The sequence below is a fragment of the Paraglaciecola sp. genome (assembly GCF_030730205.1).
In the GTDB taxonomy this organism is placed as follows: Bacteria; Pseudomonadota; Gammaproteobacteria; order Enterobacterales; family Alteromonadaceae; genus Paraglaciecola.
Genome location: NZ_JANQVQ010000226.1, coordinates 1 through 13,653 on the forward strand (window position 1 = coordinate 1; position 13,653 = coordinate 13,653).

A 13,653-nucleotide genomic window follows, 5' to 3' on the forward strand; every position below is an offset into this window, starting at 1 on the left:
TAGGGGTATAGCCAAGTGGTAAGGCAGCGGGTTTTGATCCCGCCATTCGGTGGTTCAAGTCCATCTACCCCTGCCATTTTACTGAGTAAAGTGCAAAAAAAAGCCAGACAATGTCTGGCTTTTTTTGTTTCTGCCCTGCGCTTCATTATTTATGCAATTTCATTCAATAAAATCTAAATCAATCAAACATTGTACCTAGACATAAAAGGCATACTTCGGCAGACTTCTATCAGTAATTCAACTACTTGTGGGTTCAATTTTGATTAACGATATCGTCTCAGCCATCAACAACGTGTTATGGGGAAATGGTCAGGTACTCATTTATATGCTACTGGCAGCGGGCGTTTGGTTTACAGCACGTTTAGGATTTGTGCAAATACGCCACTTTGGTCATATGTTTTCTATTATGAAAGGCAGCACCAAAAGCGACAAGTCAGGGATAAGCTCATTCGGTGCCCTGTGCACCAGCTTGTCAGCTCGAGTTGGTACCGGCAATTTAGCGGGTGTTGCCGTGGCCATCTCTCTAGGTGGCCCAGGCGCCATTTTTTGGATGTGGGTTATCGCTATCCTCGGAATGGCAACCGGTTTTGCTGAAAGTGTGTTAGGCCAGTTATATAAAGTCAAAGACACTAACGGTGAGTATCGTGGTGGGCCTGCTTACTATATTCAACAAGGTCTGAATAAACGCTGGTTGGCGGTAATTTTTTCTTTGTGCTTATTTTTGGGATATGGCTTCATTTTCAGTGCCGTACAGGCCAACACCATTACTGACGCATTAAATAACGCTTACGATATTCCCACCCACTATTCTGGTTTGGCTATCATCCTCGTAGCCGGACTGATCGTTATTGGTGGTTTACGAGCTATCGCACGATTTGCTGAATGGGTAGTGCCTTTTATGGCCCTGAGCTATGTTCTTGTCACTGTGGCGATCACCATAATAAATATCGATGTCGTCCCTGATATGTTGCTCAATATTGTTTATTCGGCCTTTGGTTTACAAGAAGCAGGTGCAGGCGCCATGGGGGCGGCTTTCAAAAACGGAGTACAGCGTGGGCTTTATTCTAATGAAGCGGGCTCAGGAAGTGTGCCGCACGCTGCAGCAAGCGCAACGCCTAATCCCAACCACCCTGTTTCTCAAGGCTATGTGCAAATGCTGGGGGTATTTATCGATACTATGGTGCTGTGCACCTGTAGTGCCATTGTCATCTTGTTAGCTGGCGGTTCTTCGGGTGAACAAATGGAAGGCATACGCCTTACTCAAACAGCCATGAGCTCTCACTTAGGCGCGGGGGGAGCAGATTTTGTGGCAGCAGCCATCACCCTATTTGCGTTTACATCTGTAGTCGCTAATTACGCTTACGGTGAGAGTAATTTACATATCTTTAAGCTAGACAATAAAGTGGGAAAATCCGCTTACACACTCGGTTATTTAGCCATGATTTATTGGGGCTCAAGTGCAAATTTACCTGAAGTGTGGGCAGCAGCGGATATGGCGCTGGGATTAATGACCGTCATCAATATTATTGCCCTTGTTTGGATGACGCCAACTATTGTCTCTATTAGTCAAGATTACTTTAACAAACGTAAGTTAGGCAAAAACATGGAATATAAAACAGGCGACTGTGAAATTCAGGGTAAAAGCGAAAAAGGAATTTGGGACTAGCTACGCGACTCTAGGGTAAAATACCAAAAAGGATGCCATTGCATCCTTTTTGGTTTTAAGAAACGGATAAACTGGTCGTAGTGCTTACTCTTAGACCGCATCCAGCCACTTTTGAACAAGATGTTGCGATGAAGCAATGTCGTCTACCTTTCAAAAAGCGAGAGCACGAGACAAAGATCACTTAGGCATTCCGTTCTAGTTCGTAACGGGTGCTAGTGTTTTAGCCCCCCTAACTCGGCATCGCTCAGGCTCAAGAGCCCACCATTTTTTCATTAAAGTGCTTCAATGAAGGATGGTAAAATTTCGCTGAATGAAAACATATCACAGCTAATTGGCGTTATTACACCTTGCCCAATATCCCACGGGCAATGACTTCTTTCATGATTTCTGAGCTACCCGCGTAGATAGTTTGCACTCTGGCATCGCGATAAAATCTCGAAATAGGGTATTCTTCGGTATAGCCATAACCTCCAAAGAGCTGCAAACATTCATTGACCATAGTTAACTGCATCTCGGTGGCGGCCAGTTTTAACATGGCGGCATCGCTTACAGTCATTGTTTGTTCGTTGTATTTAGCCATGTATTTTTCAAGTAAGGCACGGCATAGTTCTAATTCAGTTTGGCACTGAGCAAGTTTGAAACGCGTATTTTGAAATTGTCCCACAGATTGTCCAAATGCTTTACGCTGGCTCACGTAGTCAATTGTTAAATCTAGTGCTCCTTGCGCGTGTCCGATGGCTTGTACAGCGCAACCTAGTCGCTCTCTTGGCAGTTCCTGCATGAGGTAAACAAAACCTTTGCCTTCTTCACCTAACAAGGCATCGCCGGGTATTCGCAAATTTTCAAAAAATAACTCGGCGGTATCACTACTGTGCTGGCCTAATTTTTCGATGGGTTTGCCTTTTGAAAACCCCGTTAAGTTGGTATCAACTAAAAATAACGATATTCCCTTTGCCCCCGCCTTAGCGTCGGTTTTGGCACACACAATGATCATGTCGGCCATATTACCATTCGTGATAAAGGTTTTAGAGCCGTTTAGGATGTAGTCATCACCTTCTTTAACCGCGCTAGTACGCATGTTTGCAACATCACTGCCAGCACCTGGTTCGGTCATGGCGAGAGCGGTTACCACTTCTCCGCTAACCATAGGCGGCAACCAACGATCCTTTTGTGCCTCAGTCGCAATATTCAGAATATAAGGAGCAACAATATTAGCGTGAATGTTATAACCTGTAGCCAGACCATGCAGTCCCAAACGACACATTTCCTCTTGAATCATTTGGCACACGGCAAAACTAGCACCCGCAGCACCATACTTTTCGGGCATATCAACCAGCAACATGCCTGCATCCCCCATGGTATTCCATACTTCTCTTGGCGTGTGATGGTTCTTTTCCCAACTGTCATAGTGAGGCAAAATTTCTTGTTGCAAAAATCGTAACACCATATCGCGAAACATTTGGATCTCTTCACTACCACTATTTTTATTTGTCATCGTATTACCTTTGTGAAAATAGGAGCTAATTACCCTTACGTATATTGTAGAGTCACAAAAGAGCACCCAACTCTAAAGGTGCCAAGTCGTATGATTGGAACAAGCCCTATGGATAGGGTCAAATCATTGATTTTTGGGTTAGCAGATTCAATAAAATGATAAGAAACGGATCAAAAATAATGATCCGTTAGTTTGGTGGAGGCTGTAGGTTTGACGCAATGGGATGTTAGGAACTTATCTATCGTTTCTTTTTTGCGTTATCCGCTTTCATCTTGGCGGATATCTCACGCCGGTCTTGCTCGCGCTTTTCTTTGCGATCTCTTTTATCTGGGGTTAAAGAGCCGGTTTTGAACTTTTCTTTGCGTTGTAATTTTTCCGCTTCTTTTTTGGCAATGGCTTCGGCCATTAGTATCTCTTCTTGCGCTATCATATCTGGCGTTTCAAGGCTGATACGACCAATTTTAGCTGAACGGAATTCGTTAATTAATACTTCGCAAATTTTATGCAGATTAACTCTGCCTCCGGCCATTAATGCTCCTCGGCGCGCGGCAGCCAGTTCTAAAAATTTAACTTCGGTATTTGGGATTTCCTCTAATTGATAACGTTCTTTAAGGTATTTCGGGTAGGCTTTAATTAAATAATCAGCTGTAAAAAAACCCACATCATCATATTCCATGGCCGTATCTTTTATTGAGCCACAGGCAGCTAATCGATACCCACTGTTAGGGTTTTCCAGCTTTGGCCACAATATGCCTGGGGTATCAAACAAGGTAATACCATTACCTAAACTAATGCGTTGTTGATTTTTAGTGACCGCGGCTTCATTACCAGTTTTAGCAATCACACGGTCAGCCAAAATATTGATTAGCGTCGATTTTCCTACATTGGGTATACCAACAATCATGGTATGGATGGATTTAATACTGGCGTCTTTGGCCGGTAACATTTGTCTGACAAGTGTCAGTAGCTGTTTAATATTTGCAGGTTCTTGTGTGGTGGTGGCAAAGGTTTTTACACCTCTTTCCTGCTCAAAGTGCGCTTGCCAGCGCGCCGTCACCTCAGGATCGGCAAGATCGGTTTTAGTCATGACTTTTATGCAGGGTTTGTCTGCGCGCATTTGTGCGATTGCAGGGTTCTCACTGGAATACGGAATACGTGCATCAAGCACTTCAATTAAAAGATCAACTTGGGGTAATGCTTCTTTTATTTCTTTTTGGGCTTTGTGCATATGCCCAGGATACCAATGAACCGCCATAATAACGCCTAACTTTATATAATTAAGCGCATTGTACTGCATTAAGGGACTCAAGGTTAAGGCAAGAACAGAATTAGTTCTAAGCACTTTATCAGTGACAGCTTATCCGACTAAGTGTCTTATTAACTGCGCTAGAATTAACACAATAGCCAGTGGCAAAATCCACCGGCTTAGTTTGCTCATTTGCTCTGCAGACATTCTAAAACGTGAACGTTCAAGTAAGGGCACCACAATGAGTAGTGCCGCAAATAAAATAACCAGTATGATGACTATCGTCATTACGCTTTCCTATTTCACTGGGCTTGGGTAGCTATCCACGCCAATACATCTTCACGCACCACAGACATTGGTCGAGCCCCAGGTAACAAAATCAGATCATGAAAGGCTTTAATATCAAACTTGTCACCTAAGGCTTTACTGGCGATATTACGCAATTCTACGAACTGCAACATACCCAGTTTGTAGCCCAATGCTTGACCTGGCCACGCCATGTAACGCTCAACTTCGGCAACCACATCTGTCATTGAGGTACCAGTGGTCGTATGAAAATAGTCAATCGCGTGTTCACGGGTCCATTTTTTACGATGTAAGCCAGTATCAACCACCAAACGCACGGCACGATAAAGTTCTGCTTGCAAGCGCCCTAAATCACCAAAGGGGTCATTTTCATACATACCCATCTCTTTGGCGACTAATTCAGAATACAGTGCCCAGCCCTCGACATAGGCATTAAAAGGGGCATTTTGTCTGAGTAAGCCAATATCTTGTTGCGCCATGTTTAGCGCAATTTGGAAGTGATGGCCTGGCACTGCTTCATGATAAGTCAGCGTTTTAAGAGAAAACGTGGGCACAGCGCTCATGTCACGCAAATTGATCCAATATATTCCACCGCGCGTTCCATCCATTGAAGGTGGCGTGTAAAAGCCACCTGCCTCGCCCGCTTCCGATACAGCAGGGATACGTTTAACCGATACTTTTTGTGTCGGAATGGTATTGAAGTATTGACCCGCTTTGTTCATCACTGCCTGTACTTGAACATTTAAATCATCTAATAGACGTTGACGACCTTCATCTGAATCTTCATACAAAAATTGCGGCTGCTTTGCCAAGGCAACCATACGTTCGCCTACCGAGCCATCACTGTACCCATTTGCCCGCAAAATAGTGTCCATCTCGTTGCTAATGCGGACGACCTCACTCAAACCAAGTTCGTGGATTTGATCAGCGCTCATCGCTGAATCACCTAGGTATTTTATCGCGTGTAAATACAGTTCTTCACCGCCTGGTTGTGACCAAATGCCATCATCAGACTTGGCCTTTTTCTCACTGGCAAGCACCGCGCCTCGAGCACGTTGGTAGGCGGGATAAACCACCGTTTCAACTAATTCAGCCGCTTTGCTGACCATGTTTTCTTGTGTGGGTTTATCAATATCAGTACTGAGTATTTTTTTTGCAAAACTTGTTACCAAGCCGTGGTTATGGGGTTCTGGGGCGAGAAATCCGTCGAAAAATGCTAGGGTTTTTGGATGCAGTTTTGAGGGCAAGATGATGCCAATTCGTTGGTCATCCTCATACTTGTTCAAAACATTGACGACAAAACTATCGAAGTTAGATAAACGAGCTAAATATTCTCTTGCTTCTTTAAGGGACTTTATTGCTTGTTGCTCTTGCATGACCTTGGGCACATCAATGAGGGGACCCGAGATTTGATTGATAATATAAGGTAAATGGCCGCCCCAAGTATCGATATATCCACCGCTGAAATCAGTATCACCGGCATAATAATTCAAAATTTCGCCAACCACCTTTTGTTGCAGAGCGTTAGCGGGCGTCAACAGTGTGCGGTTTATGGCCTTTAATTCATTGGCGCTATATTTCATCTCATTTTGCAGGTTTTGCATACTGGCAATAGAATAGTCAGGTAAACGATCATTATAATTGCCCCCCACTTTTTCTGGCTCAATGGCTAACATGGTAGATAAGGTAGGCTGCTGGCTGGTGAAAGTTACGGTTGCATTATCGACTACTGCACTAAGTTGCTTATTAGCAATTTGTTCATCTGTTTGATTTGAGCATGCCACACTCAACAGCGAAAGCATAAAAGGGACGAGCAGTTTTTTTATTTTCATTTTGTTCTCTGGTAAGTCACTTTGTCATTAAAGTCCCATCGCGTATTTCATTACCTTTGCTTTGATTGGGCCAGCTCTATTGGCTAAAAACAAACCAGTATTGCGCAGTACCTGCAGTGGTCCAAGTTCATTGCCAAAGGTAAGATAAAGTGCATCCATTGCACTCATCATCAGTAGGTTATCTCGACGCCTACTTTGTTGATATTCTGCCAGCCAAGTGAGGTGCTTGCTGTGTAATTGTGTAACACTCTGTAATTGCTTAAGGTTTTTAGCAAACACCCCAAGCAACGCTTGCACGTCCTTGAAGCCCAGGTTAACGCCCTGCCCCGCTAAGGGATTAATACTATGTGCAGCATCCCCCACTAATACAACATTATCTTTAACATAATGATTGGCGTGCATTCGTGTAATAGGAAAGCTAGCAAAATCGAGGATCTCAAAATCCATTAACTCAGCGGGAAAGTGCTGCACAATTTGCTGTTTTAGCTGGGCCCTTGATAGGTTTTTAAGTTGTTGAATTTTGGCTGGGTGGTTGTACCACACCAGCGCCCCATGTTGGCCATATAGAGGTAAAAAAGCCACGGGGCCTTGAGGAGTAAATTGCTGCCACGTTATGTCTTGCTGCGGCGCGTTAATTTTAATATTAATGCCCAAGGCTTGTTGGCTGTAGTTCCAACCTTGTACACCGATATTGGCGCAGGTACGCACCAAAGAATTCACCCCATCTGCGCCGATTAATACTTTAGCCTCAATAAGCTGATCATTGTCTAAAGTGACTTTTACTGAGGGCTTTAGCTCAATTGATTTGATAGCCTGCTGCCAAAAACAACTGACATTAGCCAGGGAGTCTAGTCGTTGATGAGAGGCAAGTTGTATAACTCGGTTTTCAACAATATGACCTAAATGACTCACACCGATGTCAGCACAATTAAAATCAGTTCGTGCATCAGGTTTTTCCCACACAGATAATCGTTTGTAGGGGCACAATCGCATGTTTTCTACATGAGGCCAAATACCCAGCTCCTGAAAAAAACGCTCTGAGCTATAACTGATGGCTGAAACACGTAAGTCGGGTGCTTGCTCTGCGGCAAAGGGCTTTGGCATATAACGCTCAACTAACGCAACCGACAAACCCAATTGGGCTAAGCCAACGGCACACGCAGATCCCACCATACCACCACCAACAATACATACATCAAACAAAATTAATTGCCCCTTAAACACGATTAAACCTAGTCTAACCAGTCAGATAGATACACACAATTAGCATTTTAAGCCCTTTGCTATTATCTTGTTATCTACGCCTCAATTGAGCTTTAGTTTATCTGCTTACAAATAAATACTTCCCTCGTTGTTTACGCCTGTTGCTTTACTCACTGAGATCATGAATCATCGGTAAAATGAATGGGCCAAAAGGATTAAAAAGTCGCTGATGTGAAAAAACTTAATTTTGAACAATACCGCATGTTAATTGTGGACGACCAAAGACCTTTTTTAACACTTCTCAAGGGTGTGTTAGTCAGTGCAGGCGCTAAGTCAATTGTCGCTAATCGCACATGTGAGGCGGCCTTGGTCAGTTGTCGCAAAGAAAAGTTTGATTTTATTATCTGTGACCTGCACCTAGGCAATAATAAAAAAAACGGTTTTGAATTACTTGAAGAACTGCGAGAAAAAAATTACTTAAAACCTGAGGCAGTGTTTGTCATCATAAGTGCTGATGCCCAACGCCCTATGGTACTTGGCAGTATTGAAAAACAACCTGATGAATATGTGGTTAAGCCTTTTTCTCAGGCTCAACTGGTAAAACGTCTTGAAAAAGCCCACTTGCGCCGACTGGCTATGGCGCCGATTTATAAGCAGCTATACAACAAAGAGCCTCTTGCTGCCATTGAGCTGTGTAAGCAAGTGGTAAAGACAGATAGCCGCTATAAAGAAATGGCTGGGCGCTTATTAGCGGAACTCTATTGGCAAGTAGGCCAATATAAAGAAGCCCAAACATGGTTAAATAGCTATCCAGACGATCATCATCAAACATGGCTAAACGTATCAAAAGCCCATACCGAACTGCTGCTTAAAAATTATAAATTAGCCATTGAAATAGCAAAAAAAGCGATCCGCCAAAACAGCTTATTGGTTGAGGCTCATGATATCGTGGCGCAAAGTTGGCTTAAATTAGACAATGTAAATGAAGCTGAAGCGGTCATCAACCACGCTTTGAAGCTCTCCCCTTTTTCTATTTCTCGGCATATGAAAGCCTGTGCCATCGCACGTAAAGCAGGCAATTTCGAAAAGATCATTGCTCACAGTCAATCAATATGGGACTGCTCTAAAAAATCTGTACACCGTGATCTCGCTTTTTTATGTGACCATGTCAGAAGTTACTTAGAAGTTGCAGAGCAACTAGAAGACTTTAGGGCCAGAGGTCGTTTTCAACAAGAGGCTTTGTACACGCTAAAACGCTATCGACATAACGAAGCTATCTCAAGTGCCGATGATAATTTTGATTTTGATATCTTTGAGGATATCGTAAAAGCCAGAATAGAAGGCCAAAATGGTAAGCTGTTCAACTCAAAACAGTTATTGGCACAAGCCCAACATAATATTGGGCAAAAATTCGCAGACTACCCGGCGCCGCTTATGCCTGACGCAATCGTTACCTTGCTTGATTTAGGTGAATTTGAAGAGGCACAAGCACTCACAAGCCAATTTAACCAATGTTCAAAGTCACTTGATGATAATACTAAGGCATCGTTAAAAAGTGCCGCCTTGCGGAATGACAGTAAAAAAGCCCACTACAACAAATATAATCAGCTGGGGATCTCGCTTTATTCAGAAGGTAAATTTGAGGAGGCCTACAGCGCTTTTAGCGAAGCACAAACTGCGGTTCCATTTAATATTGGTATTACCCTTAACCTCCTGCAATGCAGCCTGCGTTTGTTGCAAAAAACGACGAAGCCGGATTTAAGCTTGCTGAGCTCAACTAAACGCATTTTCAAACAATTGCAAAACAGCAACATGGCCGAGAAACATCAAGAAAAATTTGATCTATTAGTTCAAGAGCTTGATCCCTATTTAACGAAAAAATAACGGTCTCAGACCTTCGGCTTGTTGGCTCTGCCCATAGAGGTTAATGCCGAGCCACAAATAACCACGCCAGCACCAATGTAGGCCCACAAATCAAGATCACTGGCTTTAATTTGCTCAGGAAAAAAAGACACCGCGATAAACATGCTGATAAAGGTAAATAAAGGTGCCAAAGAAATAACTGCGCTGACCTTTGAAGCTTGCCAAACAAACATCGCTTCAGTAAACGCCCCATAGGCAACAATGGTGTTTAGACAACAAAATAATAAGGCAAACAGCTGCAAATTATTCATGTCAAACAGCTGCTCCAGATTGGCAAAAGGCAATAACATCAAGGCACCTAGGGCGTAGATAAGCAAGGTAAGCTGTTTAGCCGTTAACACCCGTAACAAGGGCTTTTGCATGAGTGCATACGCCGCCCAACAGGTTGCAGCGAATATCACAATAATCACGCCCAAAGTAAAATGATCTAAGGATAAGAATAGGTCGCCTAAGCGATCATTAAAAAACAACATCAAGCCGGTAAAAATTAGCACGGCACCGCCAATCTCTATTTTTTTAAGGCGCTCACCAAAAAAAAGTACTCCCCCTAACATCAATAAAAATGGGGCAACTTGCATCACCACTTGTGACGTTTCAGGTGAGAGGTACTCTAATCCTTTTACGTTAGCCACGTAGTTAAGCACTAAACATAAGGTAGCAACCACCAGCAACAGCCCTTTTTTCAAACCAAAGGATTTTAAACGCGGTACTGATTTTTTCCGCATTAAAACAAATAGCACAAATAGCCCCGCGACCACAAACCGATAAAGGGTAATGGTTACAGCATCCATTGCCTCTAAACAAATTTTTAAAAATAGGGGTAAAATACCCCACAATATAGCGGTTGTTAGAGACAAACCAAACCCATACCAATGCCTAATCGGATCCATTTAATGCCTGTTGCTTAAAATTAAAAAGTTAAAGTGGCTCAGTGCTGTTACTTACTGAATTTACGATGTAAAAGAATAATTTAAGCACAAATGTCCTTGTTTACTCGCGAACCGCATTCTACTCTTCTATCAATAAAAACGAAGTGGGTAATTGCTATATATGCGAAAAATAGCCGTGTTAACCTCTGGTGGTGATGCTCCTGGAATGAATGCTTGTATTCGCGCAATTGTACTGACTGCGGAACACTTTGGCATCCAAGTGTTTGGTTATAAACACGGATTTAATGGTTTGCTCGATCAAGAATATCAGGCTCTCAGCGCTAGAAATGTCGCTAATATTATTCAGCGTGGTGGCACCATTTTGCGCAGCGCACGCTGCCTTACCTTCAAAACAGACGAATCAGCAACACTAGCAGCTAAAAATCTGAATGCCTTAGGTATTGAAGCCCTACTTGTTATTGGTGGTGATGGATCTTTTCATGGAGGGTGTCACTTAGCTGATCATTGGCAAGGTCAAGTTATTGGTTTACCTGGCACCATAGACAACGATATATATGGTACGGATGCCACTATTGGTTATTTTACGGCAATTGAAACCGCATTAGAGTCTATCGATAAAGTCAGGGATACCGCTGACGCTTTCGAACGAATATTTTTGGTGGAGGTAATGGGCCGGCATGCGGGATTTATTGGATTAAGTGCCTGTTTGGCTTCCGCTTCCGATCACGTTCTGGTACCTGAACTGTGTGGTGATCTCAACGACGAATTAGACAACATCGTCACGCGGCTCAAAGCCACCATGACCAAAAGAGGACACAGTAGTTACATTATTATTGTGGCCGAAAATTTATGGCCAGGAGGCGTCACAGCACTTGCTCAAGAGCTACATGAAAAAACCCATGTAGAGTGCCGACCCGTTATTCTGGGGCATGTGCAACGAGGTGGCTCGCCAGTGAGTCAAGACCGCATTTTAGCCAGCAAATTAGGGGCATATGCAGTTGAACAAGCAATTGCCGGTAAAAGTAAAATTATGGTGGGTGAGCAAAACAACCGTGTTGTTGCCTACCCGATAGAACAAAGCTGGCAACAACAAAAAATGTTGGATCCTTATTTAGTCAAGATTCAACAAACGTTTTTTAATATCAACAAGGCTCATCAACTTTAGAGTTTAATCATTTCTTTCACTTTGTCGCGATGGCTGCGGCTGACTTTTAATTCACTGCCGTTGGCTAAAATTAAATGGTACTCGCCACTAATATGACTAATGAGTTTCTGCACATAGTGGATATTAACAATAGCTGAGCGATGAACCCGAACAAATTTACGCGGATCAAGTTGTTGATCAAGCTCCTTCATGGTTTTACGCATGATGTGTGTTTGCCCAGTAGAGTGTACGCACATATAATCACCCGCGGCATCAATCCATTGAATATCACTAATATTTACGCGGGTAATCTCTGAGCCATCTTTTATCGCTAACACATCTGGGTAGCTATGCTGCTCAATCGATTCACCATTAGCTAATTTTCGCAAAATATCTTCACAATCATCCCCGGTAAAATCTGCCACTAAACGCACTAATTTTTGCGTGTGATCACCTTCACTTTTCAGTCCAATATATGTCGCAACTTTCTCTATAGCAGAGGCTAAACGCTGACTGTCTACCGGTTTTAGTATGTAATCAAGCGCGTGCACATCAAAAGCTTTGATCGCATATGAATCAAACGCAGTCACAAATATAATTAGCGGCATCCCTTGACCTAAGGCTTGTAACTGGTTAATCACTTGGAAGCCATTTAAACCTGGCATTTGAATGTCTAAAAATACTAAATCAGGACGCAACTGCGGAATAACGCTGAGCGCTTCTACGCCATTTTTACATTCACCCACTACTTCAACATTATCAAACTCTGCTAGGCGCAGACTCAAACCTTTACGAGCCAATGGCTCGTCATCCACAATTAACGCACTAATTTTCAAAAGAAGGCTCACTTAATTCATGGGGAATACGGATAGTGACTTTTACACCACTTGGATTATTTTGTGCAATCACAAAGGAAAAGTGATCTGCATACAAAGACTGCAGCCTTTCTCGTATATTGGTTAAACCAACGCCATTAGTTCTGAATAGCTCCCCCTCTTGCATATTGCAAATAGGACCATTATCGATGACCTCCAAGATTAAATCACTGCCAAAGGTGCTAGCTGAAATACTGATTTGCCCCCCTTCTTGAAGTTTTGAAATCGCATATTTGATGGAGTTTTCTATCAGCGGTTGCAATATCAAACTGGGTACCAAGGCCGCACTGGCTTTGTTTTGTATATCCCAATTGACTTGTAATCGGTCTTCAAAACGGACTTTTTCAATTTCTAAGTACAATTCAAGTGCTTGGATCTCCTGTTTCAGAGGCACCCGTTTGATGGGGTCTTTGTCTAAAGAATAACGCAAAAAATCACTTAAGCGCGACACCATAGCACCGGCCGTTTGATTGTCTTTCATTAAAATTAAGGTCGAGATTGCGTTCAGGGTATTGAACAAAAAATGAGGGTTGAGCTGATAACGTAACATTTTAATATGAGCTTGATGGGCCATAGATGACGCTTTAAGTACATTTTGTTTTTCTTTGAGTAACATTTGGTAGCTCTTAATGCCAAAGTAGGCACCAGTCCAGCATCCCATCACAATCAGAGCATCAACGGTATTATAAAAATACATATACCACTCATCAGGTTGAAACCCTTTTTTGTAGATAGTCCAATTGTTAAAGTTTTTAACCACCGCCCAAGCTAAAGCAACAACATACATACTAACAGTGACGATAGTGACCATTTTTATTGGCTTTAAGGTCATGGCCCAACGATATAGGTAACGCAAAGGTATGGTGAGTAACCAGCCCGCATAGGCATTGAGTATAATAATAAACAGCCATATGCTGCGCATCTCAGCTAAAAACGACCCGATGTAATAAACAATGGCAAAACCGCACCATCCTGCGGTTTGCAAGGTCCAGAATAAGCGCTCTCGACTATCTACCCATTTTTCCCACTGATACACAGCTTACCTTCAGAAATGAACTATTTGATTGAATTAT

11 protein-coding genes and 1 tRNA gene are annotated in these 13,653 nt (G+C 42.8%); 4 read left to right on the forward strand and 8 right to left on the reverse strand.

Features of this window, described 5'->3' with window-relative positions; translation table 11 throughout:
- The first annotated feature begins 1 nt into the window (after position 1).
- Together NWQ57_RS15140 and NWQ57_RS15145 are read left to right on the forward strand one after the other, a co-directional pair.
- A tRNA-Gln gene (locus tag NWQ57_RS15140) sits at positions 2–76 on the forward strand.
- Positions 77–259: 183 nt separating this feature from the next.
- Complete coding sequence (locus NWQ57_RS15145; protein WP_306022999.1) at positions 260–1,666, forward strand: sodium:alanine symporter family protein; 1,407 nt, start codon at positions 260–262, stop codon at positions 1,664–1,666.
- 340 nt (positions 1,667–2,006) lie between these two features.
- Here the strand turns inward: NWQ57_RS15145 and NWQ57_RS15150 are convergent, their stop codons facing one another.
- From NWQ57_RS15150 to NWQ57_RS15170, 5 genes are all read right to left on the reverse strand, one after another.
- Positions 2,007–3,161, reverse strand: a complete 1,155-nt coding sequence (locus NWQ57_RS15150) for an acyl-CoA dehydrogenase family protein (protein ID WP_306023000.1) — start codon at positions 3,159–3,161, stop codon at positions 2,007–2,009.
- Between the two features lie 238 nt (positions 3,162–3,399).
- Positions 3,400–4,416, reverse strand: a complete 1,017-nt coding sequence (gene ylqF / locus NWQ57_RS15155) for a ribosome biogenesis GTPase YlqF (protein WP_306023001.1) — start codon at positions 4,414–4,416, stop codon at positions 3,400–3,402.
- Positions 4,417–4,518: 102 nt separating this feature from the next.
- The gene (locus NWQ57_RS15160) at positions 4,519–4,695 is read right to left on the reverse strand and encodes a hypothetical protein (RefSeq protein ID WP_306023002.1); all 177 of its coding nucleotides are present in this window, start codon (positions 4,693–4,695) and stop codon (positions 4,519–4,521) included.
- A gap of 14 nt (positions 4,696–4,709) precedes the next feature.
- Positions 4,710–6,545, reverse strand: a complete 1,836-nt coding sequence (locus NWQ57_RS15165; RefSeq protein WP_306023003.1) for a DUF885 family protein — start codon at positions 6,543–6,545, stop codon at positions 4,710–4,712.
- A gap of 27 nt (positions 6,546–6,572) precedes the next feature.
- On the reverse strand, positions 6,573–7,748 hold the full coding sequence (locus NWQ57_RS15170) for an FAD-dependent oxidoreductase (RefSeq protein ID WP_306023022.1): 1,176 nt from the start codon (positions 7,746–7,748) through the stop codon (positions 6,573–6,575).
- 231 nt (positions 7,749–7,979) lie between these two features.
- Here NWQ57_RS15170 and NWQ57_RS15175 point away from each other — a divergent pair, with 231 nt between their 5' ends.
- On the forward strand, positions 7,980–9,632 hold the full coding sequence (locus NWQ57_RS15175) for a response regulator (RefSeq protein ID WP_306023004.1): 1,653 nt from the start codon (positions 7,980–7,982) through the stop codon (positions 9,630–9,632).
- A 5-nt stretch (positions 9,633–9,637) separates the two neighbouring features.
- Here the strand turns inward: NWQ57_RS15175 and NWQ57_RS15180 are convergent, their stop codons facing one another.
- Positions 9,638–10,561: a DMT family transporter gene (locus NWQ57_RS15180; RefSeq protein WP_306023005.1), complete on the reverse strand. Its 924-nt coding sequence runs from the start codon at positions 10,559–10,561 to the stop codon at positions 9,638–9,640.
- 160 nt (positions 10,562–10,721) lie between these two features.
- On the opposite strand from NWQ57_RS15180, the gene NWQ57_RS15185 reads away from it, so the two are divergent.
- Positions 10,722–11,726 carry an ATP-dependent 6-phosphofructokinase gene (locus NWQ57_RS15185; RefSeq protein WP_306023006.1) on the forward strand — a complete coding sequence of 335 codons (1,005 nt, stop codon included), beginning with the start codon at positions 10,722–10,724 and terminating at the stop codon, positions 11,724–11,726.
- On the opposite strand, the gene NWQ57_RS15190 is transcribed toward NWQ57_RS15185, so the two are convergent.
- Both NWQ57_RS15190 and NWQ57_RS15195 read right to left on the reverse strand, forming a co-directional pair.
- Positions 11,723–12,535 carry a LytR/AlgR family response regulator transcription factor gene (locus NWQ57_RS15190; protein WP_372340928.1) on the reverse strand — a complete coding sequence of 271 codons (813 nt, stop codon included), beginning with the start codon at positions 12,533–12,535 and terminating at the stop codon, positions 11,723–11,725. The genes NWQ57_RS15185 and NWQ57_RS15190 overlap by 4 nt on opposite strands.
- On the reverse strand, positions 12,531–13,616 hold the full coding sequence (locus NWQ57_RS15195; RefSeq protein WP_306023008.1) for a sensor histidine kinase: 1,086 nt from the start codon (positions 13,614–13,616) through the stop codon (positions 12,531–12,533). Before NWQ57_RS15195 ends, NWQ57_RS15190 begins: the two co-directional genes overlap by 5 nt.
- Positions 13,617–13,653: the final 37 nt, after the last annotated feature.